The organism is Dorea sp. BIOML-A1 (assembly GCF_009875615.1).
Classification (GTDB): Bacteria; Bacillota; Clostridia; order Lachnospirales; family Lachnospiraceae; genus Dorea_A; species Dorea_A amylophila.
The window spans coordinates 15,014-41,046 of the sequence record NZ_WWSA01000032.1 but is presented as its reverse complement, the minus strand read 5'-3'; the positions used below and the strand labels follow the sequence as shown (position 1 = coordinate 41,046).

General features: G+C 40.5%; 24 protein-coding genes, 2 pseudogenes and 1 riboswitch. Of the genes and pseudogenes, 4 read left to right on the top strand and 22 right to left on the bottom strand.

Annotated features, from left to right (window positions below; all coding sequences use genetic code 11):
- Positions 1-272 precede the first annotated feature (272 nt).
- Positions 273-346: riboswitch (glycine riboswitch) on the bottom strand.
- Between the two features lie 202 nt (positions 347-548).
- From GT508_RS11900 to GT508_RS11875, 6 genes are read right to left on the bottom strand one after another with little or no spacing between them, the layout of a single operon-like run.
- Positions 549-1,382 carry an Mrp/NBP35 family ATP-binding protein gene (locus tag GT508_RS11900; RefSeq protein ID WP_022415642.1) on the bottom strand — a complete coding sequence of 278 codons (834 nt, stop codon included), beginning with the start codon at positions 1,380-1,382 and terminating at the stop codon, positions 549-551.
- Between the two features lie 5 nt (positions 1,383-1,387).
- The gene (locus GT508_RS11895; protein WP_117597800.1) at positions 1,388-1,765 is read right to left on the bottom strand and encodes a RidA family protein; all 378 of its coding nucleotides are present in this window, start codon (positions 1,763-1,765) and stop codon (positions 1,388-1,390) included.
- 4 nt (positions 1,766-1,769) lie between these two features.
- Positions 1,770-2,717 carry an ornithine cyclodeaminase family protein gene (locus tag GT508_RS11890; protein ID WP_192934820.1) on the bottom strand — a complete coding sequence of 316 codons (948 nt, stop codon included), beginning with the start codon at positions 2,715-2,717 and terminating at the stop codon, positions 1,770-1,772.
- 1 nt (position 2,718) lies between these two features.
- Complete coding sequence (locus tag GT508_RS11885; protein ID WP_161144313.1) at positions 2,719-4,113, bottom strand: MATE family efflux transporter; 1,395 nt, start codon at positions 4,111-4,113, stop codon at positions 2,719-2,721.
- Positions 4,114-4,130: 17 nt separating this feature from the next.
- Positions 4,131-4,778: a response regulator transcription factor gene (locus tag GT508_RS11880; RefSeq protein ID WP_161144312.1), complete on the bottom strand. Its 648-nt coding sequence runs from the start codon at positions 4,776-4,778 to the stop codon at positions 4,131-4,133.
- A complete protein-coding gene (locus GT508_RS11875) occupies positions 4,775-5,941 on the bottom strand; it encodes a sensor histidine kinase (RefSeq protein ID WP_161144311.1) in 1,167 nt (388 codons plus the stop codon). The genes GT508_RS11880 and GT508_RS11875 overlap by 4 nt, the downstream gene beginning before the upstream one ends.
- 163 nt (positions 5,942-6,104) lie before the next feature.
- Here GT508_RS11875 and GT508_RS11870 point away from each other — a divergent pair, with 163 nt between their 5' ends.
- From GT508_RS11870 to GT508_RS11860, 3 genes are read left to right on the top strand one after another with little or no spacing between them, the layout of a single operon-like run.
- Positions 6,105-7,037 (top strand): ABC transporter ATP-binding protein, encoded by a 933-nt coding sequence (locus tag GT508_RS11870; RefSeq protein WP_055195684.1) that lies wholly within the window; start codon positions 6,105-6,107, stop codon positions 7,035-7,037.
- Positions 7,038-7,051: 14 nt separating this feature from the next.
- On the top strand, positions 7,052-8,194 hold the full coding sequence (locus GT508_RS11865; protein ID WP_161144310.1) for an ABC transporter permease: 1,143 nt from the start codon (positions 7,052-7,054) through the stop codon (positions 8,192-8,194).
- On the top strand, positions 8,181-9,338 hold the full coding sequence (locus GT508_RS11860; RefSeq protein WP_161144309.1) for an ABC transporter permease: 1,158 nt from the start codon (positions 8,181-8,183) through the stop codon (positions 9,336-9,338). Before GT508_RS11865 ends, GT508_RS11860 begins: the two co-directional genes overlap by 14 nt.
- Positions 9,339-9,367: 29 nt before the next feature.
- On the opposite strand, the gene GT508_RS11855 is transcribed toward GT508_RS11860, so the two are convergent.
- From GT508_RS11855 to GT508_RS14830, 7 genes and pseudogenes are all read right to left on the bottom strand, one after another.
- Complete coding sequence (locus GT508_RS11855) at positions 9,368-9,889, bottom strand: phosphatase PAP2 family protein (RefSeq protein WP_022414964.1); 522 nt, start codon at positions 9,887-9,889, stop codon at positions 9,368-9,370.
- Between the two features lie 54 nt (positions 9,890-9,943).
- Positions 9,944-11,290, bottom strand: coding sequence for an MATE family efflux transporter (locus GT508_RS11850; RefSeq protein WP_161144308.1), 1,347 nt, complete (start codon positions 11,288-11,290; stop codon positions 9,944-9,946).
- Positions 11,291-11,361: 71 nt separating this feature from the next.
- Complete coding sequence (locus tag GT508_RS11845; protein ID WP_055281475.1) at positions 11,362-11,883, bottom strand: hypothetical protein; 522 nt, start codon at positions 11,881-11,883, stop codon at positions 11,362-11,364.
- Positions 11,884-11,890: 7 nt separating this feature from the next.
- Positions 11,891-12,058, bottom strand: a complete 168-nt coding sequence (locus GT508_RS11840; protein ID WP_330368907.1) for a hypothetical protein — start codon at positions 12,056-12,058, stop codon at positions 11,891-11,893.
- A 381-nt stretch (positions 12,059-12,439) separates the two neighbouring features.
- Positions 12,440-12,874, bottom strand: a pseudogene (locus GT508_RS11835) (virulence RhuM family protein); the annotation flags it as partial.
- Between the two features lie 60 nt (positions 12,875-12,934).
- Positions 12,935-13,207, bottom strand: coding sequence for an Abi family protein (locus tag GT508_RS11830; RefSeq protein ID WP_243144121.1), 273 nt, complete (start codon positions 13,205-13,207; stop codon positions 12,935-12,937).
- Between the two features lie 161 nt (positions 13,208-13,368).
- On the bottom strand, positions 13,369-13,494 hold the full coding sequence (locus GT508_RS14830; protein WP_255642453.1) for a hypothetical protein: 126 nt from the start codon (positions 13,492-13,494) through the stop codon (positions 13,369-13,371).
- 249 nt (positions 13,495-13,743) lie between these two features.
- Between GT508_RS14830 and GT508_RS11825 the strand changes: the two are divergent.
- A pseudogene (locus tag GT508_RS11825) lies at positions 13,744-15,990 on the top strand (tetratricopeptide repeat protein).
- Positions 15,991-16,027: 37 nt separating this feature from the next.
- Here GT508_RS11825 and GT508_RS11820 read toward each other — a convergent pair.
- The 9 genes from GT508_RS11820 to GT508_RS11775 form a co-directional block, all read right to left on the bottom strand.
- Entirely contained in the window at positions 16,028-16,900 is an 873-nt protein-coding gene (locus GT508_RS11820; RefSeq protein WP_005339623.1) for an ATP-binding cassette domain-containing protein, read from the bottom strand.
- Positions 16,901-16,903: 3 nt separating this feature from the next.
- A complete protein-coding gene (locus tag GT508_RS11815) occupies positions 16,904-17,560 on the bottom strand; it encodes a hypothetical protein (protein WP_005339624.1) in 657 nt (218 codons plus the stop codon).
- Positions 17,557-18,627, bottom strand: a complete 1,071-nt coding sequence (locus tag GT508_RS11810; protein ID WP_161144317.1) for an ABC transporter permease subunit — start codon at positions 18,625-18,627, stop codon at positions 17,557-17,559. The genes GT508_RS11815 and GT508_RS11810 overlap by 4 nt, the downstream gene beginning before the upstream one ends.
- 116 nt (positions 18,628-18,743) lie before the next feature.
- Entirely contained in the window at positions 18,744-19,922 is a 1,179-nt protein-coding gene (locus tag GT508_RS11805; RefSeq protein ID WP_161144307.1) for a sensor histidine kinase, read from the bottom strand.
- On the bottom strand, positions 19,910-20,584 hold the full coding sequence (locus GT508_RS11800) for a response regulator transcription factor (RefSeq protein WP_014080778.1): 675 nt from the start codon (positions 20,582-20,584) through the stop codon (positions 19,910-19,912). The genes GT508_RS11805 and GT508_RS11800 overlap by 13 nt, the downstream gene beginning before the upstream one ends.
- Before the next feature lie 375 nt (positions 20,585-20,959).
- Positions 20,960-23,509 (bottom strand): ABC transporter permease, encoded by a 2,550-nt coding sequence (locus tag GT508_RS11790; protein WP_161144306.1) that lies wholly within the window; start codon positions 23,507-23,509, stop codon positions 20,960-20,962.
- A gap of 13 nt (positions 23,510-23,522) precedes the next feature.
- On the bottom strand, positions 23,523-24,203 hold the full coding sequence (locus GT508_RS11785; protein WP_005339636.1) for an ABC transporter ATP-binding protein: 681 nt from the start codon (positions 24,201-24,203) through the stop codon (positions 23,523-23,525).
- Between the two features lie 98 nt (positions 24,204-24,301).
- On the bottom strand, positions 24,302-25,210 hold the full coding sequence (locus GT508_RS11780) for a sensor histidine kinase (RefSeq protein ID WP_161144305.1): 909 nt from the start codon (positions 25,208-25,210) through the stop codon (positions 24,302-24,304).
- Positions 25,207-25,890: a response regulator transcription factor gene (locus tag GT508_RS11775; RefSeq protein WP_161144304.1), complete on the bottom strand. Its 684-nt coding sequence runs from the start codon at positions 25,888-25,890 to the stop codon at positions 25,207-25,209. Before GT508_RS11775 ends, GT508_RS11780 begins: the two co-directional genes overlap by 4 nt.
- Between the last annotated feature and the right edge of the window lie 143 nt (positions 25,891-26,033).

The following is a 26,033-nucleotide window of genomic DNA, read 5'->3' as shown; positions in this document are numbered from 1 at the left end:
CTCTAATTGTTTCTAACGGCATTCCACATTCACAATAATCCTTATCTATTGTTTCCTTCAAGTCGTGACTGGCAGCGAATGTTAATAAATAAAATGCCCGGAAGTGCAGGTCCGGGTAGTCATGCCTTCTAAATTAAATCCCAAATTTATTTTTTCTTCCTCGGCACCACATGCACTGCGCCTCCTTCGGAATCTGCCTGCTTTTCATGCCCATTCCCCATTTTAAGCATTAAAAAAGCAGGCAAAAAATACTTTCTTCTCAAAAGTGTTTTTTGTCTGCCTCTGTCCTTTTACCTGAAAGATTACTTCTTCGGTACAATTCTAATTGTTCTCCAGAGCGTCGTCCGAATTCGTTCCTTTTACCTGAGAGTTTCTGCATGCCCCTTCGGCTCCTATGCTGCGTGCTATCTCCACTTTCTCATTTATGCACTTTGTACATAGGTATCTCACAAATTCATCCATCAACTATGCAATTAGCACAACAGGTTATCTTCTCTAAGTCAACAGTAAATCCATAAGTTAATTTTTTATCACAAAAATGGTATCTTCTAAAGTTTATTCACTGCTTCCGCAAGATAATCATTGCTTACTTCTGCAAAGTTCTCATTCTCCACTGCCTCTGCAAGACTTGCATCGATCGGCATCTTACCGATGACCGGAACGCCGAGTTCTTCTGCCACTTCGTCGATGTGGCTCTCGCCGAATACGGAGATCTTACGTCCGCAGTCCGGACATTCCAGATAACTATAGTTCTCCACGATTCCGAGTACCGGGATATCCATCTGTCCTGCCATGTTGTAAGCTTTCTTTACGATCATGCGTACCAGATCCTGCGGAGAAGTTACGATCACGATGCCTTCTACCGGAAGGGACTGGAATACGGTAAGCGGTACATCACCGGTTCCCGGCGGCATGTCTACGAAGAGATAATCCAGTTCTCCCCATGCAACATCTGTCCAGAACTGTGTGACAACACCTGAAATGACCGGACCTCTCCAGATAACCGGATCATCTTCTTCCGGAAGTAAAAGGTTGATGGACATGATCTTCGTTCCATCCTTTGCCTCACATGGGAAAATATTTTCTCCATCCCCTTTTGCTTTTTCATGGATTCCATACATCTTCGGAATGGATGGACCTGTGATATCTGCGTCCATGATACCTACAGAAAATCCCTGTTCTCTCATCAGCCTTGCAAGTGATGCGGTAACCATAGATTTTCCAACACCGCCTTTTCCGCTGACAACTGCGATCACATGGTTGATGTGTGATTTTTTATTTTCCGGTTTGATCAGACTCTGCGGTTTGCTTCCGCATTCACCTGCATGGGAACAGCCTGCACAATCGGACGGGCTGCAGCCTGTTTTTTGTTCTTCTGCCATTTGTCTTACTCCTCTACAGCCGCAATAAGTTCTACTTCACACAGAACTCCCTTTGGAAGTGTCTTTACTGCAACACAGCTTCTTGCCGGTTTTGATGTAAAGTATTTTCCATATACTTCGTTGAATGCTGCAAAGTCACTCATATCTGCAAGGAAGCATGTTGTCTTTAATACGTTGTCAAATGATGTTCCTGCTTCTTTTAAGACTTCTCCTAAGTTCTTGCATACCTGCTCTGTCTGTGCTTCGATTGTAGTTGCTTCTACATCATTCACTTCAGGATTGATTGCAATCTGTCCTGCTGTATACAGTACTCCGTTGTGTACATATCCCTGTGAGTATGGTCCAAGTGCCTTTGGTGCTTTTTCTGTTGCTACGATTTTCATAATGTTATTTCTCCTTTGCTACTTCATATAATTTCTGTGCGATACACACATCAAATAATCCCATTCCAACCGATTTGAAATATGTTGTCTGACCTTCTTTGATCTCTTTTTCCCCCGATACGAGATATTCATGCATCAGTTTTATGCGGTCTTTTGTAAGTTTTCCACTTGCCAGGGGCTGGCTTAGATCTCCGCTTTCCTCACATGCGTATGGCAGTTCAATGTATACATTGTCCACCAGATCCAGTACTGCATCCGGGATTTCCCTCATCTCCGGCATATAAGAGCCGATTGCAATGATGCATTTTCCTCTCAGAAGTTCTTTGTCATCTGGAAGAACAGGTGTGGTAGAAGGAGTTGTTGTACAGATGATATCACTGTTTCGTACAAGCTCTTCCACTGCTTTACATTGTACTACCTTTACGTCTTCCTTATCAATAGCTTTTTTCAGTCTTTCCAGATAATCTGTCAGATCACGGTCACTGTGGTTGAACACATATACGGTATGGATATCTCTTGCCGCACATGCATACACAGCCTGATGGAATCCCTGCATTCCTGCTCCGATGATTCCAACCGTATGGCAGTCCTTTCTTGACAGATGGCGGATTCCCACACCACCGACAGCTCCGGTTCTCCATGCGGTTACCGACTGCCCGTCCATAACAGCAAGCGGCGCGCCTGTCGTATAGTCATTCAGTAACACGATACCATCTATCGACGGCAATCCCAGTTTAGAATTCTCCGGGAAGATCGACAGGATCTTTGTCCCTATGATATCCTTTGTGTAACATGGCATATACATGAGCTGCTTATTTTCATGTTCTACCGTCGGTCTTGGCGGCATATAGAACTCACCTGATCCATAGATCCGGTATGCCTCTTCGATCTGATCCATCATCTGATCCGGATCGACCATTTCTTCGATCTGCTCCTTGCTTAATACGATCATTTTACATTTCCTCCAGTTCTTTTTGTTCCCTTGTGACATCTCTCAGCCACTTGTATGTCAAATACCGCTTTAAAGTAATCGGTACTTTGATCAGTTCATCACTCATCAGTATAACATATACGACCGGCACACTGGCATGCAAAATAAATGCCGCCACTGCCCCGAGTAAAATGGAGAATCCCCACATCGTCGATACATCCATGATCAATCCGAATTTCGTATCCCCGCCTGCACGGAATACCCCTACTACCATTGTGGTATTAAATGCCTGTGCCACAGTAAAATACGACATAACGAAGAACATGAAACTTAAGTAATTCTTTGCCGGTCCGGTCAGTGCCAGATTCGCATTGGCGATTGGTGCCGAGATCAGTATCAGCACACCACCCAGGATTCCAAGAATCAGACTTAACCACACGAAACGTTTTCCGTATGCCTTTGCCAGTTCCATCTTGCCTTCCCCGATCGTCTTGCCGAGATAGATCGCCGTTGCATGGGAAATCCCGAATGTTACGACTGTTGCAAGCTGTCTTGCCACCTGCGCCACCGAGTTGGCTGCCACTGCTGCGCTTCCAAGATGCCCGATCACCGCCGTATTCGCCGACGTTCCCAGTCCCCACATCAGTTCATTTAATACCACCGGCATAGAATAAACTGCGAAATCTTTTAACAGAACCTTATCGATCTTCACCATATCTTTAAGCCGGATCCTTACTACTTTATTTCGGAAGATGGCATAAACGAGAACCATCACTGTCTCGGCAGCTCTGGCACACAGCGTACCGATTGCCGCACCCCTTACTCCCATTACCGGGAATCCAAGTAGTCCGAAGATCAGAACCGCATTTACCACAATATTCATCAGCAATGAAATCAGATAAATAAATGTAGCCACCATAACCCTCTCGATACTGCGCATAATATTCAGATACACCTGTGTCACCGCCATGAACACATAGGAAAATCCTACGATTCTTAAATACTTTACTCCTTCTGCAATAACTTCCGGATCAGAGGTATAGATCCGCATCAGTGTCTCCGGTATGCCAAGGGCTGCTCCTGCGAATACTACCGCAACGATGAGTCCGGCACTTAATCCCATACCCAGGACTTTCTCTATCGTTCTGGTGTCTTTCTTCCCCCAGTACTGCGCCGTCAGAACCGTTGCTCCGGAGGTCACTCCGTAAAAGATCAGTGTCATGATGTATTGGATCTGTCCTGCAAGAGATGCCCCGGATAACACTTTCTCTCCAACCTTTCCAAGCATGATCACGTCCGTCGCCGTAACTCCGACATTGATCAGATTCTGGATTGCAATAGGAATAACCAGCGCAAATACATTCCGGTAGAACTGTTTCCAGTTGATTATTTTTGTATATTTACTTTTTTCTTCCATTTATTTTTTCTCTGCTCCTATTTATTCTTATCACATTTTCTGCTTCTCTGCAGATAATACACCGCAAGCTGTGTCCGATCTCTTAATTCCAGTTTCTCGAGCACATTGCTGATATAATTCCGGACCGTTCCTTCGCTTAAGCAGACTTTCTCCGATATCTCTTTGTTACTGAGTCCCTCAGCAACCAGTGCTGTGATCTCCAGTTCCCGTTCTCCGATTCCGTAACTGTTCCAGTCAAATGTCTGCTCTTTTTCTTTCTGAAGCAATCCCGGGATTCTGGACATAATCTCAGTTCCGAATACGGTCTGATTCATCTGCACCGCCTGCAATGCCGGAAGGATACTGCCGTAATCCTGTTTTATCAGATATCCCTTCACACCATATTTTAATGCTTTTACGATGTACTCATCATCGGAAAACGTGGTAAGCAAAAGAATCTTTGCATCCGGATGCCTTTTCAAAATCTGCTCTGCGGCATCCAGGCCGTTCATGTCCTTCATACGGATGTCCATCAGAAGAACATCCGGCAGCAATTCATCATATAACCGGACGGCATCTTTTCCATCCTGTCCGGTGCCGGTTACTTCTACTTCTCCTCCTGCTTCCAGGATTGTCTTTAACGCACTGGACACCAGGATATCATCATCTACAATTACTATCTTCATCTTTTCCCCTCATTTTTTGGAACCGTAATAAATATCCGGAAGCCATTTTCTTTCTGAATCTGTATGGTTCCGCCCAGCATGCGGACACGTTTTTTCATATTCTTGATTCCGATTCCGCTGCATTCTGTGTTTTCTGTTTTTCGAGTGTTTCCGGTCTTTCCAGCACTTTCCTTCTCTGCATATTCTTCTCGGTCCCTGTTTGGCCGGATCCGCTCATCTGACGTTCCATTATCTTCTATGATCAGCTGATATAGTCCGGGATGTTCTCTTGCCAAAATCTTCACCTCATTTGCATTGCTGTGACGCATCACGTTATTCAGTGCCTCTTTCGTAATGGCTATAAAGCTGTATTTGATCTCTTTTGGAATATCATATCCCATATCATAAGTAAGCTGTACCGGACAAAAACGGAATTCTTCTGCCAGCGATTCCATCACTTCTTTTAAATTTACCGACTCATCATGCAGATCGTGCACGCTCTGTCTTACATTCGTCATGGCTTCGTTCAGCGTCTGATCCAGCTGCTCCATCGGGACTTTCAGATTCTCAGCCTGATTAACAGTCTTTAATGCTCCCACCATCAGGATGGACCGCGACAGCATATGTCCCACATTGTCATGGATCTCTCTGGCGATACGATTCCGTTCTTTCAGTGTGGCCAGATATACTTCTGTGTCCTGCTTTTCCAGCAGATCCTGATTCTTCTTTTCCAGCATCAGTGTCAGTTCTCTGCTGTCATCTCTGGCCCTTTTATATTCCTGCTCCAATTCATTTAGCCTCCTGGTCCGTCCATATAACAGAACTGCTGCTGCCAGCCCGGCAACAATAAGCATCTCTTTTTCCAGCCCGTAATATTCCCGGAACGCCGGCGCCTCACAGGCCACGATTATACCGCCAACCCCTATATAAACCGGAGAATAAAAGCATAGCATATTATATAAAACTACCGGAAGAAACATCCACATTTCTTTAAAAACAATTCCGGCTGCCACGAAAGCAATCGTCATAATGTAATGCAGATACTTTTCTTCCCCTACCAGATTCACACAGGTATAGATACACGCAAACAGAATAGTGATAACCACCGGAATCCCTGTTTCCGCTGTTACCAGAAGTCCTGCTCCGTAAAGGAACAAAAATCCTTCATCTGTTATCTTTCTCATTCTTTTCTCCTATATTACATTTGTCACATTCAATTTATGACCGGTGACACTACCATTATAATCAGCCATCCGCTATACTACAAGTAACAAATGTCATGACCGCAGAAAGTAATCTTCCATTTCTTCTGCGATACCGACATACATTCATCAAGGAGGGAATCTTATGCTTGTACATATAGAAAATCTTGTAAAACGTTACGGTGATCTGTTAGCGCTTGACCACCTGTCACTCGACATCGAAGAAGGCGAGATCTTCGGACTGCTCGGACCAAACGGTTCCGGTAAAACCACCGCCATCAACTGCTTGCTCGCACTGTTAAAATATGACAAAGGAACGATCACGATCTTTGGAAAGGATATGAAGCCGGACAGCTACGATATCAAGCAGGATATCGGTGTTGTCATGCAGAACGTTGCCGTCTTTGAGCAGATGTCCGTCTATGAAAACATCGATTATTTCTGCGGACTCTATATCAGAGACAAACAAAAACGAAGAGAACTCGTGGAAGAAGCCATCGCATTCACCGGTCTGTCCGATTTCCGTAAGATGCGCCCGAAGAAACTCTCCGGCGGACTTCTGCGAAGACTGAATATCGCATGCGGCATTGTCCATAAGCCCAGACTCATCATCATGGATGAACCGACCGTTGCTGTAGATCCTCAGAGCCGTAATAAGATTCTGGAAGGGATTCTGGAACTCAACCGTCAGGGATCTACCATCATCTATACCTCTCACTACATGGAAGAGGTGGAACAGATCTGTACCCGTATTGCGATCATTGATCATGGCCGTGTACTTGCTTCCGGCACAACCGAGGAACTAAAAAAAATGATCAAGACCGGTGAGACGATCACGATCGAAGCGGTTGCGTTAACGAAAAACAACCTGGCAGATATCCGCTCCCTTTCACATGTATTTGACTTATCATACCAAGATCAGACAATGATCCTACGCTGCAGCGGTGCAAAACACAATCTGATCCGGGTACTGAATTACCTGCAGGAACAGGACATTCCATTCGGACGCGTCTTCTCCGAGCTTCCGACTCTCAATGATGTCTTCCTTGAGATCACAGGAAAAGAACTCAGGGATTAAAGGAGGGACACTTTATGTTACATTTATTAAAATATCAATTCTTACAGACAATACGTTCCCGCTCTATCATGTTCTGGGCTCTCGCATTTCCGCTCATCCTTGGAACCCTGTTCTATGTGTCCTTTGGAAATACCGGTCTTGCAGGAAGCGGAGAGACCGACTGGGAACCGGTTCCTGTTGCCATCGTCACAGTGGAAAGCAGTTCCGCAAATGCAACATCTTTCCTGACATTTCTGAATGAAACGGATCAAGACATGATCGATATCCATTCTTACAAGACAGAAAAAGCTGCCAAAAAAGCGCTCCGGCGGGAGGAAATATCCGGCATCTATTACGTGAAGTCGGTTCCTTCCCTTACCATTGCTTCCAATGGCATTAACCAGAGCATTCTGTCTTCCCTTCTGGACAGCTATGAAAAGAATACTGACATGATCCGGGATATTACCACACAGCATCCGGAAAAGCTTTCGGACGCCCTTTCATCCCTGAACGACTACCAGACACTGGTGAAAGAAAAGTCCTTAGGCGGACATTCCTTAGATCCGACACTGACTTATTTTCTCGCACTGATTGCATTTGCCTGCTTAAGCGGAGTCTACTTAAGCATCCATTCCACGGTTCAGCTTCAGGCGAACTTAAGTGCACTCGGAGAACGGCGCAGCATCACACCGACCCACAAACTTTCCCTGATTCTCGGCGATCTGCTGGTACTGGAAAGTATTCATTTCGTCAACATCCTGATCCTGGAGCTTTACCTTACCCAGGTACTTCATATCAGCCTTGGGCATGACATTCCGAAACTTCTTCTCATTACATTTATGGGAACCCTGATCGGTATCTGTCTCGGAATCCTGATCGGATGCGCCGGCAAACTGTCCTACAGTGTCAAATCCGGAATCGGTGTCCTCGTTACACTGTTACCAAGTTTTCTTGCAGGCCTGATGTTCGGTGGAATGAAAAATGTGATCGAACAGCACTGCCCGGTCATCAACCGGATCAATCCTGCCAGTGTACTGAGTGATGCATTCTACTGCCTCAGTGTCTATGATGATGCTGTCCGCTACCGCAGGTGTATCCTGATTCTTGTAATCATGTGCCTGCTTTGTATCAGCTTCTCATTTCTCATGATAAGGAGGGAACGTTATGACAGTATTTAAAGGATTTTTAATCATAACCAAACGCAATCTCCTGATGGTATTCATGTATCTGGCAATCTTCCTTACGATTGGAATCCTTGCCTCCGGCAGCGACAGCAATACTTCCGGCACCGGGTTCCATGCCCAAGCACTCACGGTAGGTGTGGTTGATCATGACGGAGGCGTGCTTTCCAAAGGACTTTCCACATATTTATCACAGTATCATACCGTCAGGCAAATGCCGGATGACACTGCGAAACTCCAGGACGCACTCTTTAACCGGAATGTCTCTTATATCGTAACCATTCCGGAAGATTTTAAAGCCTCCTGCCTCCGTGAGTATCAGGCATTACCGGTATCCAAGATTCCGGGCAGCACGGACGGATACTACATCGACCAGCAGATTAACACCTATCTGAATCAGGCACGTGTCCTGACAGACAGTGGTTATTCCGATAAAGAGGCAGCTGCATATATTCTGAAACATACAGACAGTTCTTCTCATGTTACAATGTTAAAATCTGCTTCTTCCGAAAAGACGCCGGGTTATGGTTACATGTATCAGTATCTGCCATATGTGTTAATCTCCATACTGTGCTATGTAATGGGACTGATCATGATCGCATTCCATCAGCCGGATCTGCAAAAGCGAATCCTTTGCTCGGCTGTATCCATCAGAAGCCAGAACCTGCAGCTTGCACTGGGATATCTGGCAGTCGGATGCTCCGTCTGGATGCTTACAACATGGATCCCTGCTTTCTTCTTTTACCGGAAAGCATTTTTCCAGTCGCCAAAGATGCCATATTATATGCTCAACAGCCTGACCCTGCTTCTGGTCGGCCTTGCGCTTTCCTTCCTTCTTGGTACATTTATCACCAAAGAAGATATCCTGACCGCCCTCGTAAATGTTGTCACACTTGGCATGAGCTTCCTGTGCGGCGTATTCGTTCCACTTGATATCATGGGAAAAGGCGTGAAAACTGTGGCTCATTTTCTTCCGGTCTACTGGTATGAGATCAGTAACAATCTGCTGAACAACTCTGCTGTTCTCACTCAGGCACAGAGACAACTCTTATACCGCAACTATGGAATCCAGTTACTTTTTGCCGCTGCGATCTTCTGTATCGCACTGGTAGTCAGTAAAAGAGCAAGGCAGACAGCATAATGCTGCCTGCCCTGCTCTTTTTTCTATCTCTATTTTATCTTTTTCTTCTGTATCCATTCCACAATCTTATATCCCAGATATCCGGAAAGACTTCCGAATACCACACCACCAATGATGTCCGTTGGATAATGCACATACAGGTACAATCTTGATAATGCAATCAGAACCGCAAGTACAAGAGCCGCTTTCCACATCTTCTTCTCTCCGGCAAGATACAATGCCGTAACCGAAGCAAATGAAGCCGCCGTGTGTCCCGACGGGAAAGAGTAATCCTGCGGCTTTGCGACCAGTAATTGTACTGCTGTATTGACATCGAATGGTCTGGTCCTTGCCACCAGATTCTTTATGAGCACATTGCAGAGCAGCACATCCACCAGCAATGCCGCCATCATGATCACCCCCGTCTTTCTTGTCTTCGGAATGATCAGTAATAATACCGTCAGAATGATCCATATAATTCCCGCATCTCCAAGTCTGGTAATGAGCGGAACAACCACATCTCCTATTGGCGTTCTTAAATTCTGGATCATATCAAGAATATGTATCTCCATCTATCTTATCCTCTCAAATTGATTTTTCTTATTTATATTTTTTATATTTCCCCTCTATATTTTTCCATCTGTCTTTTCTGTCCTGAGTACCGGCATCCGGAATGTCTGAATCAAAAGCGGGATTACCATAATGAACCACACGATCGGTTCACAGATGATCACACCCGTATATCCAAGCCACGGAACCAGAGTGGCCGCGATCACGATCTTCCCTGCCATCTCAAGGCCGCTGGAGATCAGTGGTGTAATATGATCCCCTAATCCCTGCATCGCATTTCTTAAAATACAGATCAAGGTAGTCTCAATATAAAACAGCGTATCAAACTTCAGATAATTTGTTGCATTTAAGATTACTGTCTTATTATGACTTCCGGTTACCAGATATACCAGCCATCCTCCGATCGTATAACTTGCAATGATCGTAAGTCCTGACCAGATCGCAGTGTAGACAATCGCCAGCCAGATGCCTCTCTTCACACGGTCGATCTTCCCTGCTCCCATGTTCTGTCCACAGTAAGTTGCCATCGTCTGTCCGAATACACTGAACATGATCATGAATATTTCCGAGATCTTTCTCGCCGCTGTATGGGCAATGATAATGTCTTTTCCAAGCTTATTAATCGCCGTCTGTAATGTCAAAGTACCGATATTAACCAGAGAACTCATAAATCCCATCGACATTCCGGCACTTATCATCTCTTTTACCATGATTGGACTTGGATCTTTAAAATCCTCTTTCTGAAGCCTTAATATCTCATATTTTCTAATCATATAGATCCAGCAGATCACAAATGCAATGATCTGTGCCAGTACAGTTGCAATTGCTGCTCCTTTTACGCCAGTCTTCAATACCACAACGAAGAACAGATCCCCCACGATATTCAGTGCTACAGATATCGCCAGAATGATCAATGGTGTTACTGCATCTCCGATTGCACGAAGCGTCGCCGCACAGGCATCATATAAAAATGTTGCAAGCAGTCCTGCTATGATGATCGCGATATATCCTTTCGCCACCGGAACCAGATGCTTTGGCACATTTAAGAAATGTAAGATCGGTTTCAAAAATAGCAGTCCTGCTATCGTAAATAAAATGGATATTCCAGTCCCGATCACAAGCGACATTGCAAAGGACTTTTTCATATCTGCGATGTTCTTCGCACCAAATTTCTGTGCGGTAATAATCGCAAATCCGTTGGATAATCCCAGTAAAAATCCGATGATCAGACCGCTCAGTGTGCTGGTCGCACCTACTGCTGCCAGTGCATCTTCTCCCAGAAACGAGCCGACAATCCTGGTATCTACCAGACTGTAGGTCAGCTGTAATAAGTTTCCTAAAAATATCGGTAATGCGAAACTTAGTATCAGTGCCGAGGGCTTTCCCTTCGTTAAATCTTTCATTCTTTCTCAATGTCCTTCCTTTTTCAGTATGATTTTCTCTTTACAAGAAAACATGCACCGCTCATTATAGATCATACTTCCGAAGAGAGCAATCTCTGAAAGAATTTTTTCCGCTTTCTTTCTGTCACCGGACTTCCGCTGCGGATAACCTGTGAACGGATTCCGATGTTGGTCAGTTCCTGCTGAAGCTTAACGGCTTTCTCCGCATCCATACCATCCCGGATCAGAAATGGTGCCATAGACAGGTCTTCCTTCGTTTCAAAATTATATTTTTTCGCAAGCTGTAAGAAGCCATTTCTCTGACCATAATATTCTACAATTCTCCCAAGTACAATGACCTGTCTGGATGGATAGCCGCACACCTCACATGTTTCTTCCAGTGGTGTGATCTCGTATTCTACTTCATAAAAATCAAACACCTCTTTAAAATATTCCATGCCTTCTTCGTCCAGATTATCAAACAGTGTGGCTGGAAGGTTCGATACGATGCGGTTAGCCATCACTTTATCGAGGCCTGTCAGAAGCTGCAGATAAGCGGATATCTTCTGGTCTTTTCCGCTGCATTTTAATAAACGTATTTTATATGTTCTCATGTAATTTTTATCCTCTTTCTGTTTTCAGATATTTTTCGGTTATGCTCTGTTCTGACGCCATAATATCCTCTGGCGTGCCTGCTGCTACAATCGTTTCCCCGGCATCTCCACCTCCTGGGCCCATATCAATCATGTAATCTGCATTCTTCATCACATCCAGATCACGCTCGATCACAATGACAGGTGCTACATTTCGCTGTAGTTACCTATCATGTCCGGCTCTGCCTGAACCTCCATGAAAGTTGTTCTTTCGGGTGAGTGGGGTATTGCTTTTGGATGTATGTGAATATTTCTTGTTGGTTCATGGGGGATTCCTTCTTTTTGTCAATAAAATAATCTCCCCGTTGGACACATCACTTGAATTTGTGAGAGGTGTGGGGAAATCTGGGTTTGTGGTTTTTTATGTTTTATATACTGTATTTTTTAATATGTTATAAATACATTTAATTAAAAATTCTTCTTTAAAACAGTTGCAATATACTCCTGATATCCCGCTTCTAAAATACTAAATGCACAACTGTTATCTGTTAATATCTGCTTACAATTTGTTGTAACAATACTCTACTGTAAGCACAGATCCACCATTTTTCAGGCGCTCATCATCCATGACCCAGCCCTTGATAGTGTAGTCTTTTACGATGCCATTGGCCCACTTACGAAACTGCACTGCTCGCTCATTATTCACCTTGAATCCAACCGCAATAATCATTTGAAGATTATAATGCTTTGTATCACGAGTCACCTGACGTGAACCTTCGGTTTGAACTATTCGGAAATTCCGAATAGTTGAAGACTCTTCTAATTCACTATCTGCATAAATCTTTTTAATATGTTCATTTATCGTTGGCAAACCAACGTCATACAATGTGGCCATCATCTTCTGTGTCAGCCATATATTCTCATCCTCATAGCGCATCTCAATGCTGTCCTGCTGATCACCCACAGAGGCAACATAGGTTAAGTATTCTGCTGCACTGGAACGGATGGTTATTTCATCTTTTTCTTTTTCAAATAAGAGGCCTCCTTCCCCAACAAATTACTCTATAATAAACTAATTTCTACATACTCTCATCGTCCGTGACAACTCTCTAAGCTCTGCATCAAACTTATACAGACTGACTATTTCTTCAAAACTTGTTCCTACTTTATATTTCTTTGTATTCGATATTCTAAAAAGATGTTTATATCCTCCCATAAGAGGAAAATATCCTATTTGACGTAACATCTCTTCCGCATATTCTCTGTCTTTTATTTTTATTCCCTTTTCATCACTGATCCAAGAAACCTGGTCACTAAAAGAAGAGAATTTTTTCGGTGTCTGCATATCATTTCTCCTTAAAACAAAAGAGGGAGAGACCCGCAGGCTCTCCCTCGCCTGTAGGCTTCGCAAGTTTCTACAGAACGATCACTGAGCTTAGTATACGTCATTTTAAATGTCCTGTCAATACACCAAAACATTCTTAGCCATACCCGCTCAGAAGTATTCTATGCTGTTTTTTCTTCCTTATTCTGTTTTTCTTCCTCCAACTCCCGGAGGACTTCAGCGCCGTACTTATCAATCATCCGTACCAGAAAATCAATGCACCGCTCAAATTCAATATTCTGTTGCATAAGCTCCTCCCATTATTGTTTGTTCTGAGCTTATTTTACAGAACCTGCCTGAAAACCACATTGAATAGAAATTGATTGTAAATTGACACAATCACTTTAAAAATATCCGTATTTTCTTGAATCGAATATATGTTCGTGTTATGATAGATATACTCAATCTTAACTACGAAAGGGGAATTTCTATTGAATCGATGCGATTTTTCTTCTATTAGCACTTGCTAAAAAAATCATATCAGCGAAAGTAATCAAATGAGTCAGCCTGATTTTTTATACGAATTATTTGAAGATTTTATGGATGATCCGGCAAATCAGGATTATTCAATGGATAACGGTCTGGTTTGCCGCCGGATGACTGGTCAGGCTAAAATCAGTCCTAAAATATCCGCTTACTATTCCAAGCCATCCAATTAGGAAAAATTAGCCTATACCATCCACCAGAATCTTCTTCCACTGATGTCTGACTGTAATATGGCTATACAAGATATTTACACTTTATTCATTCAGAATGACAGCATCTCAGATGCGAAAAAGAAAAATCTGACTCCCTTATATAAACCAGCCAGTTCAAGACTGCTGTTTCTTGCAAAACTGATTTTTTTTGGCATGGAACGCCAATTCATCAAACGTAATACCAAAAATCAGAAACTGCTCGCCGGAGGCGCTTTATCCCCCATTGTGCTGGATTATATTATGAACAGTGAGGTTCCGAAATCATGCCGTCATTTTATCGGAAGAGATAAAGAACTGGAAGAATTATATACCATGCTTGAGGAAAACCGTCATGTTTTTCTTTGCGGAATCGCCGGAATCGGAAAAAGTGAACTTGCCAAAGCCTACGCAAAGCGGTACATAAAGCAATACACCAATATCCTTTATGTATAATATACCGGCAATCTTCATCAGGATATTACTGACATGGATTTTATTGACGATCCGCCGGAAAGCACTGACCAGAAACGGTTTCAAAGACATAACCGTTTTCTGCGTTCCCTGAAATCCGATACTCTGCTTATCATAGATAATTTTAATGTCCCTGCGACACAGGACAGCTTTCTGTCAGTAGTATTAAAATATCGCTGCCAGATTTTGTTTACAACCAGAAGCAAACTGGATGAATACTGTACTCTGCCATTAAAAGAAATAGAGGATATGAACGCTCTCTTCCAGCTGGCATCAGTATTTTATTCAAAGGCAGACACGTACCGGGCAACAGTTGAAAAGATCATCGAAACTGTTCACTCTCATACTTTTGCCGTGGAACTGGCAGCAAAACTTCTGGAAAATGGAATCTCAACTCCAGACCAGTTATTAACAAGACTTCAGGTGGAAAAAGTATCTTTCCATAACGAAGATAAAATTAAAATAATCAAAAATGGACAAAGCAGCAAAGCCACCTATTACAGTCATATCCATACGCTGTTTTCTTTATACACTTTATCTCTTGAACAGCAGGATATCATGTGTAATATGTGCTTTCTTCCTTCCACCGGTATTTCTGCCCGTATATTTGCCAAATGGCTGGAACTGCCCACACTAAATGAAATCAACGATTTAATTGAGACTGGTTTCGTTCAGACAACAACACGTCGCACTATCTCTCTGCATCCGATGATTCAGGAAATCACCCTTTCAGAGACAAAACCATCTGTAACTGGCTGCCACATATTACTGGATTCTTTACAGAAAATATGTTTAATGCATGGAATGGAAGTAGCTTATTACAAAAAGCTATTTCAAACAATCGGAAATATCATAGAATTGATTGAAAAGGATGATATACCAAAGTATCTGCTTTTTCTGGAAAATGCATTTCCATACATGGATAACTATAACTACCACAAAGGTATGAATGGAATCATTCAGGAACTGACGGGGCTGTTAAAGACAAATAACATTGGAACCGACTCTGACCGGGCATTATTACTAGATTTTCAGGCAACTCTTGAAACAAAACCTGAAAAAGCAATAAAACTAGAAAAGGATGCACTTGCCCAGATAGAAACTATCACTGCTGACAATGCTCGCCTTGTTTCCAACCTTCATGCCAATCTCGGTGGACTTTACCGCATGAACGGTCATCCCGATCTTGCAAGAGAACACATAGAAAAAAATATCTCACTGCTTGACCAATTTAACCTGCTTCATATAAATGACAGCATACCTAAGATTGCCAATTATGCAATGTTCCTGACAGAACAGCAGGAACCTGAAAGAGGAATCTCCGAATTACAAAGATTATCCGGCATCATCAAGGAATACCATTCCGATGACTGCCTGGATTATGCCAAAGTTCAGGAAACCCTTGCAACTATTTATCTGATGACCGCCAATCTTCCGCAAGCCAAAACACATTTTAAAAGAGCTTTCAAAATATATGAAAAGATCTGGGCTGATGAACCAGAAATGATTGAAGCAAAATATCAGGAAATTCAGGAGTTATATCCACAGATTGGATTTTGCATTGGAAAAAATCTATCCGGTCTTTTAACAAAATAAGTACAATTTACGGCGGGCAACTTGCCCGCCGTTATATTCAACTATTCGTCAAATAAATATACGCATCTTCCAAAGTGATATCATTATCCGGGACACACTTCTCATTTGGCTTTCCTTTGCTTAATATTTTCATATGAATTCCATTTTCGACATACTGCTTAGATGAAATAGAATAATTGGCTTCTAACAAACGGGCTTCTTCTGCATTTTGTACCGTACAATTCCAAACACAGCCCTTTGCATTTTCCAGCAATCCACTCACGCTTCCGGAATATAAAAAATTCCCTTTTTTCATAATGGCAAGCTGTGTACAGGTTGCTGCTAAATCTTCTACTACATGAGTGGAAAACAGCACAGTTCTATCCTTTGAAAAATCAACCAGAAGATTGCGGATCCTAATTCTTTCTTCCGGATCTAACCCAGTTGTTGGTTCATCAATAATCAAAAAATCCGGATTATTAAGAAGTGCCTGTATGAGTCCGACACGTCTCTTCATACCACCAGATAATTGCCGCATTTTTTTATTCTGATGCTCTGTAAGAGAAGTCTTTTCCAGATAATAGGTAATTCTTTGTTCGAGGTCATTTCTGGCTACTCCTGACAGTCCCCCCATATATACAAGACATTCTTTCACCGTAAGATTCGGGTATAAGTCGATTTCCTGTGGAAGATAACCAATCTTTTTCTGTATTTTCTCATAATTTCCCTCGTTATACAGAATTCCATCAAGGGAAACCATTCCTTCCGTTTGTTTTAAAACAGTTGTAAGAACCCTCATCAGCGTGGTTTTTCCCGCACCATTCTCTCCCAAAAGTCCGTAAATTCCCTTAGGTATTTCAAGAGATGCCTTATTTACTGCAACTACACCATTTTTAAATCTAACTGTTAAATCATTTATTCTAATACTCATAATCTATCCTCTTTTCTTTAAAGCCATTGGTAATACTGCAAATAAAAACAGCCCCGCTATAAAAGACACAAGCGTTCCATAAATCCAACTCTCGGACATTAATTGAGTAGGTTCACAAAAGCTGAAAGAAAACAATCCCAGATTTCCGAAAAATGAACTTCCCGCTTTTGATATAAGTCCAATGACAATTCCAAATAAACATCCAATACCTGCCCACATATTTCGAAGCAATGTACACAAAATCACAGAGCATATACTCCAAAGCCAGATAGTTCCAAACATTGCAATGAAATATAAAAGAAATATCTGAATACCCGAAATGCCTTCGTTTACACTGCCCGGTTTTTGCCAGAAAAACAAAACATATCCAACACAAGAAAGTATTAATAAATATAATATTTGAACGCCCACTCTCTGCGATATTACTTTTAACTGCTTTTTTTGATCATACAAATGAAATACATCGGCACGCTTACTTTTTACTTCCATCAAATATGTGTCACTACAAAAAATAATTGTTAAAAATGCTATTGGAGACTGAATTGCTGAACCGATTTCTTCATAGTATATAATCGGATGAATAACACACAATATCAGTATAAATGCACATGAATAAAAAATCTTATATAACGACAGGCAGTTTTTTAGTTCCGTTTTCAATGAACCCTCCTCCTTTTCCAAATTGTAACAGAAATACATACTAATATAACTGATGAAATTACAAGAATAATCTGATTTATGTTTGCCATTTTGGCTACATGTGTTTCAAAAAATCTGCCAGGGAATCGCACCATAATAGAGAACGGTCTCATATAATAAATATCATTCTTCATGGTCAGCATATTTGAATATATAATGTGTAAAAACAAGATTGGTGCTGCCGGAAGCGGATTTTTAAATATTACTGCTGTAATTGTATAGACACAACATATCATCAAAAGATTCGGAACAATATAGATCAGAGAATTCACGCAAAAATCAATAGGTGTTACTGAAAAGCCCGATTCTAAAGACGTTTTCAAACACAACATAAAGAATATAACATTCAAAATCACTAATACTCCCAACATACTAATGAATCCGCTTATTACTTTCCCACATATATATTGGATTGCCGTAACAGGCTTTGTATGTAATAATTCATAGGTACTTTTTCGTGTATCCTGAATAAATAAAAATGATAGCAAGACTGTTGCAAAAAAGGCCATATGCAATCCTGCAAAATCCGTGAACTTTTTGGCAAAGTACCATGAAAAAGAATGTTCGGATAATTTCCGCTCGATATAATGATTGATTTCTTCTGCTGTCCCCTTATGAATTTCAAGGTCCTCATAAGCATATATTGCATTATAATAGCCATATTGGGATTCTAGGAACTCAGAAGCAGTCTTTACATCCATATTCTGAATTTCTTTCATTACATGATCTGCTTCCTGCCTGCTAAATCCAAAACCATTTTTGGAGGTGTCCATTAACGTCTCTTTGATCGTATCTTCCCACTCCCTTCTTCTTTCTTTATCATCAGATGTGGGAATGTACCCATCCATGACATCAGCATCTTCCAACGCTACGTCATTTTGTGTGATCTGTTCATTCTGTTTGATATAATGAATTTGCAAATACGATGACAGACATTGATACATACTGGCAACTATAATAATCAAGCCAATCCACAAAACAGGGTTCTTTAAATAATCAAGTATACTTCTTTTTATGATTGTTTTCATTGTATCTCTTCCTTTCTTTATTTCTTTAACAACATCATACAAATCAATTCTCAATAAATTCACAACAAAAAAGACTAAAACCACTTTATTTGTGATTTCAGCCTTATAAAGTATTTTTATTCAGCTTTGAAAAGAGCTTCTACATGAGCACCGCCTTGTCTGGCATTATATATTTTCAAATTTCCTCCATGCTTTTCACAGAAAATACGAGAAATATACATACCAAGGCCAAAATGCTTTAAATCATCTTGTGGATTCTTATGATAAAATGGTTCTGTTACTTTTTCCTCAGTATCCACAAATCCTATTCCATCATCTTCAACAGAAATTATAAGAAAACTATCCTTTTTCTTTATCTGCAAAGCAATACTTTTTTGTGCATATCGAACCGCATTTTCCAGTAAGTTGTCTGTCACTTCCATGACAAGTTCCTCATCCACTTTCACAATGTTTTGTTCCTGCACTCTTTCTACCTTACATAATTTACTTTCCTTCTTGGACAGCATGGCAGCTTCTGCCTCAATCTTTTTTGCCAGTTCCGATAACTCTATCTCTGAGCATTGCAGTTCCCTCTGTTCTAAATGGGACATTTTTCTCATGTTTTCCGTGAAATGCTCTATACGGTCAATCTGATACATGCCTGTTTGTAAGATATCAATAACATCCTCTGTTTTTATACTCTCGGCAGAAACAAACTCTAAGAGCATTTCCTGATACCCACGCAATATGGAAAGTGGAGAACGTATATCATGTGCAATTGCATTCCGCAAAGCCTTCTCGTCATCAATCATTCGCCACATCTTTCTGTTGTTATCTGCTAAATCACTTCGCATCATTTCAAATTCTTTACACAAAGTTCCCATCTCATCTTTATTTTCATAGGACACATGAAAATCCAGTTCATTATCTGCAATCATTTGCGAGGCATCTTTTAGTTCCTGTAGAGGTGTCTTTAACTTATTTTTATAAAAAAAGAATACCGCAACAGCACTCCCAACAATCGAAAAAATCAGTACCGAATATGTTTCCATAAAGTCACACATTTCCGAAAGATGATAGTCCAAACGATTCATCTGCGATTGATTAGGTCTTGATATCTCAATCTCGTATTTCTTTCCATATTGCTGAAACACTTCCGTATAATCTGCATAATCAATATATTTTTCCCATATTTTATTCTGCATATTTCTTGCAAAATGAACTGTAAATCCAGATAACAGAAATGCTGCCGTTAAGCTGATCACAAAATAAAGCAGAATTGTTTTTTTCAGTGACAAGTTTCTTATTTTTTCCATCGGTATCCAATCCCCCATACAGTTTCTATGTATTCTTTTTCTGAATAATCCGCTATTTTTTTCCTTATACGCCGTACTAATTCCGTTATCGTTCTACTGTCCCCTTCCGCATCATATCCACAGACTTGTGCATATATACGTTCTTTATCAAATACCTGCCCTGGATGCATGGATAAGAATTCAATAATCTGATATTCAATTTTTGTGAACTCCATCCTGTGTCCAGCTATAGCTACTATTTTTTCAGAATAATCAATCAGCATTTCATCCATGAAGCGGTATTCTGTTTTTTGTTGATGCCTTTCTTCTCTCTTTATGTTTGTAACAATCCTCGCTTCCAACTCCCGAAGACTAAATGGTTTCGTAATATAATCATCCCCGCCTGAAAGCAACCCATTAATTTTATCATCTTCGTCAACTCTTGCTGTCAGAAATAAAATTGGACATAACACTTTACTGCGTATCAGACGACATACTTCAATCCCATCCATGCGTGGCATATTGATATCCAACAAAATAATATCCGGTTTCATTTTTATTTTATTTAATGCTTCCATTCCATCTGTAGCCGTAATGGTTTCATATTGTTTCATATTAAAATAACTACAAAGCATTTTCACCAATTCTTTATCATCATCGACAACTAAAATCTTGTATTTCATCCAAACCACCTCCAGTATCCATATTATACGATAAAAAACAATGAAATCACAACAAGAGTACATGAAGAACGTAAGCACAATATGACTGGATGAATCATTTTAATCCAATACTGAATAAATACAACACCGTTAAAAAGAAACTCAAAGCTAAAGTTACAGAACGGAAAGAACTGAATGTGCAAAAGGATAAAACCAGTATTTTGAATCCCATGTTTTCTCCCATCGTGCATGGGAACTTGAATATCAGAGGAAACAGGAGATGCGACAAAATCAGCCTGCTCGGACTAAGAAAAAATCATATGATATAGAATTATAATTTCTTTAAAAAGAGGCGCATGGATCAGCAAATCCATACGCCTAATTTATATATTGTTATTATTCCTTACGAATTCTTTCAACTACACTTTCCTGACTCATCTTTTCAAACTGATACTTTGGTATCACATACGCAATCCCAACCAAAATTGGAATCATAAGCACACATGGCACTATCGTAAGATGCAGCCGGAAGAAAAATGCCGTACCGAGCGTATTTATTAAAATCTGCTTTGCTCCAACCACAACTAACAATACTGCAATCATAAATGCGCCTCCCAAATATAGGAATCCCTCAGCCACTAGCATTTTTGATATCTGTTTTTTCGTCATTCCAACAACTTCCAAAAGTGCCAGTTCTTTTTTTCTGCTAATTACAGAAGTTGCTGTTGTATTAAAGAAATTCATAATGCCAATAAAGGCTAAAATAACGACAAGAAAACTACCGATCATATAATATTTGCTGACAAACTGCTGAAAACTCTCCTTCATATCCAATACAGAAAAAACATTTATCATATCATTTTCTTTCAAAACATTTTTATCAATGTATTCTTTTACTTGCTTATCCTCTCCCTTCTTGGCATCGATGGCAGCATACATTGCTGATTGATTTTCTGTCTGGGTGATATACTCTTCTTCTGGGACCATTACTGTAATATAAACAGAATCTGCATACGGATAATCCAGGGAATATGGCATCATAGCTTCTCCGATCACCCCATAATCTTTCTGCTTTCCGTTTCCGTACTCCATTTTAAAAGTTTCGCCAGACTGATAATAAGAAACTGGTTGTTCTGTATATTTATCACTATAGTCCACAATCACATAATCCCCACTTTTAAACGTATCCCAGGAACATTTTTCCCCTTTCCATTCTAACATATCAAACACCGCTTCACTAATTCCGAGGAAATGAACCTTTACAGTATTATCCGCTTTTGTTTCCTCCCAGATTTGCTTTTCATAATCTGTCCAGTTTTCTTTGTTTTTTTCTGCCAATGTCTCCCACGTTTTCAAAAGTGCCGGTTCCATCTTATGTCTTTCTTCCGAATAATACACATATCCTGTTTTCTCACTTTCCGGACACTTATTCAGAATCTCTTTGATTTCAGGTGTAATACCGTTGAAATTTGTATTCGATAAAGTGTCGGTCATCTGATCCAGTTGAAAATCGGAAGCTAAAAGCACTTTTCGGTAAGAATCAAAATCATATCCCTGCACCAACATCACGATACAGTTGACAACCACCATAGAAAGAGCGATAGAAAGCATAACAATCAATCCCTTTTTCCAATTTCGTAACACATTTTGAACTGCCATCCCCCACCAGGTTACAGAAGTATTCTTTTTTATTTTCCTATGTGACTGCTCTCCTTCTGCCAAACGCAGAGCTTCCACAGGCGAAACTCTTTCCACCATTTTACAAGCCTGCAGACTGGAGAGATACACCGTTAAAAGCGTTAAAAGTATCGCTGCAAGGAAAATCAAAGGATTTGCTGATACTACTGTCTGAGCCGTTTTTCCTGCCTGTGCACTAATTTGGGCATCTGCAGTCAAGGACGGAGCCATACAAAGACCTGCAAGATAACCGAAGATCAATCCGATTGGAATCCCCACTGCTGACAATTTCCATGCCTGCATACGTACAATTTTTTTCAATTGTTTTCCTGTTGTTCCCACGTTCTTCAATAATCCGTAGGCTCTAATATCCGTTTTCACGGATATATTAAAAATATTATAAATAATTAAGTAACCAGCCAATATCACAAACAGTACCATTACAATAAGGGAAGTGAATGAAAATGAATCCTCTTCAAAAAGATTATATGCCGGATTGATCTCCAATCCTGTCCCTGCTTTCGTAAATCCTGCTGTCTTAGATATATTTTCTGTTTTCTTTTCCAGATTCCAAAGATTCTTGTACCAGACAGAATACTCCTTTCCCCCATTATAGATACCATTTTCTAATTCTTTCTGTGTAACAGGATAACAATTCTCCTTCGCATAGGCTTCAGATACCCAGACCATCTGACCTAAAACAGCCTTATCACCCTGCCAAAATCCACATATCTGGAATGTATCTGTTTTGTATTGTTTCAGCATTGGATTTACTTCCCACGTCAGCGTGACTTCTTCCCCAATCTTTGGTGTAACTCCCAGTGCTTCCAGTACCAAGCTGCTGACTGCTACTTCATTTTCCTTCTCTGGCAGTCTTCCTGTAGTTGGCAGACAATTAAAGCTTTCTGCCATATTTTTATCTGCATATCTAACTTCTACTGAAAAGCCAAAATGTTTATCTCTTCCTGCTCCCAGAAAAATGCCTGTTCCATATCGTTCCACCTCATCACTTTGTTCTATTGTTTTTTGCAATCTCTCCGCATCTTCTTCTGACAAATTCTGCGCAATAGCATGGGATGAATCCATAAATTGCTTAATTTCCGTTGCTCTTTTGGAAAGTATCATGGATACGCTCCCCACAAAGAGGCTTGTAAATAACAGTGATGTCAACATGATTGCAATAACGGCAATAATATTTCTTGCTCGGTTCATTTTCATAAAACGTTTCGTCAATAATCGTAACGTTTCTTTATTCTCTACTTTTACCATATAATCGCCCTCACTATACCAAACCACTGTCTGAAACAATTTTTCCGTCTTCAATCTGTAAAATCCTGTCAGCCATCTGGGCAATCTCCTCATTGTGAGTAATCATTACAATCGTTTGATGAAAACGCTTACTGGTGACTTTTAAAAGTCCCAATACATCCTGACTCGTTTTGGAGTCCAGATTGCCTGTCGGTTCATCTGCCAGCAAAATAGCAGGTTTTGCCGCTAATGCTCTTGCGATTGCCACTCTTTGCTGCTGACCCCCTGACAGTGCACTTGGAAGATTTTCCAGTTTTGTCCGAATACCCAGTGTATCTATAATTTCATTTACATAACCTTTTTCAATCTTTTTTCCATCCAGTTTTACAGGAAGAACAATATTTTCCCATACATTCAGCATCGGAACCAGATTATACTGTTGAAATACAAATCCAATATTTCTACGCCTAAAAATAGTAAGCTCTTCATCTGGCATATGGCTTAAATTCTGTCCGTCAACAATGACCTGACCGGATGTTGGATTATCCAAACCACCAATGATATGAAGCAATGTAGACTTTCCACTTCCAGAGGTTCCAACAATCGCTACAAATTCCCCTTTTTCTACTTCCAGGTTTATACCATCAAGAGCCCTGACTTCTGTTTCTCCCTGCCCATATATTTTTCGTAAATTTACTGCTTTTAATATATTCATGTCATCCTCCCATCAAAAAAGCCTGTATTGATCTTTACAATACAGACTTTATCATAACAATGTCTCCATCTGGTTTCTGAAATGTCACAGTTTTGATACTATTCCTTCTTTGCTATCGGAAGAAACACAGAAAATGTAGAACCCTTTCCTCTCTTTGATGTCACTTTTATATACCCCTTTTGTGCCTGAATGATCTCTCTTGCAAGGAATAAGCCAATTCCTACTCCTGGCTGGTCTGCCACTGACAGACTCCGATAAAACCTTCCAAATATCTTTGGTATTTCTTCTTTTTCTATTCCAATGCCATCATCAATGATATCAATCTTTACAAAAAAAGAATACTGCTCGACTTTTATCTGAACATTTCCCCCACATGCTGTGTATTTAATCGCATTGTCTACAATATTTCCGAGTGCCTCCACGGTCCATTTTGCATCACACATAGCATGTAAATCCGTGTCAAATAGACTCAGGGAAATATCCTTCTCCATTGCTTTTACATTAAACTGCTGCTGTACGGATGCAAACATCTGTGCAATAGCAGTATCCTCCGGATGTACTGCTATAATTCCGCTCTCCATTCGTGATAATTGGACCAGTGATTGTATCAGAAAATCCAATTTCTCCGTCTGCTCCAAAATGGTAGCTATCTCCTCTTGATTTTCATTACTCACTTCAGAGAGTATTTCTCCATAGACTTTCAGATTTGAAATGGGAGTCAGTGTCTGATGCGCAATATCTGAAATAAGTTTTTGTATCACTTCTTTCTGTTCCTGTTGATTTTTTTTCGCCAGAAAACTACTGTCTATATATTGTTTCATGCTGTTTTCAAGAGCAGAATACTTTTCTTCTGATATTTCTGTCCGTTCCAGTTCTCCATCTATTGCACAATCCAGCATTCGCTGCAGCCGGTTAAAAAGCTTTTTTTCTTTCTGATAAAAAAAGCTGTACCAAAAAACTCCGCTCAGGACAAATATAACTACAATCAACATAATTATTTCTATCATCCATTCACCGCCCATGTATAACCAATTCCATAAACCGTCTTGACATATTCAGGCTTCTGCGTATCATCTTCTAATTTGTCTCTGAGGCGTTTGACTGCAACAGTCAGAGCATGAGCATCCACAAACTCTGTATCTCCCTGCCATACCTCGTCAATCAGATATTCCCGTTTCAATACTTTTCCTCTGTTTTCACACAGCACTCTAAGGAGCTTTTGTTCTGTCTTACTAAGTTCAATAGGTTCTCCATCTTTGAAAAATTCCATTTTATCGAAATAGAACTCAAATCCATTAAGCTCCATAGAATTATTAGCTGTTGCCTCTTTATTTCTAAGCTGTACAGACACTCTTGCACGCAAAACCATCAAGCTAAACGGTTTCGTAATATAATCATTTGCCCCAGCTTCCAATCCTGTTACAATATCTACTTCCATGTTATTTACTGTAAGCAGAATAATCGGCACCTGACTGTTTTTCCTTATTTCTCTTACAAAATCAATCCCATTCCCATCCGGCAAGTTCACATCTAACAAAACCAATGTGATATCTTCCTTTTTCAAGATCTCTCTAGCCTCCTGCAAAGTTCTGCACTGATAAAAGAAATAAGCATCATTCTTTAAAGCCAGACGGATTCCATCATTTAATTTTTTGTCATCTTCAACAATCAGTAACTTTTCACTCATATTTTCTCTGCTTTCTTACAAATTACGCTAATTGTATCATTGTCAGTTTTATAAATCAAATCATTAAATCAAAATCTCCGGCAGAATTTATCTTATAAACAGCCAAAAGCTCCCGAAGGAGCTTTCTACGCTTTAAATATACA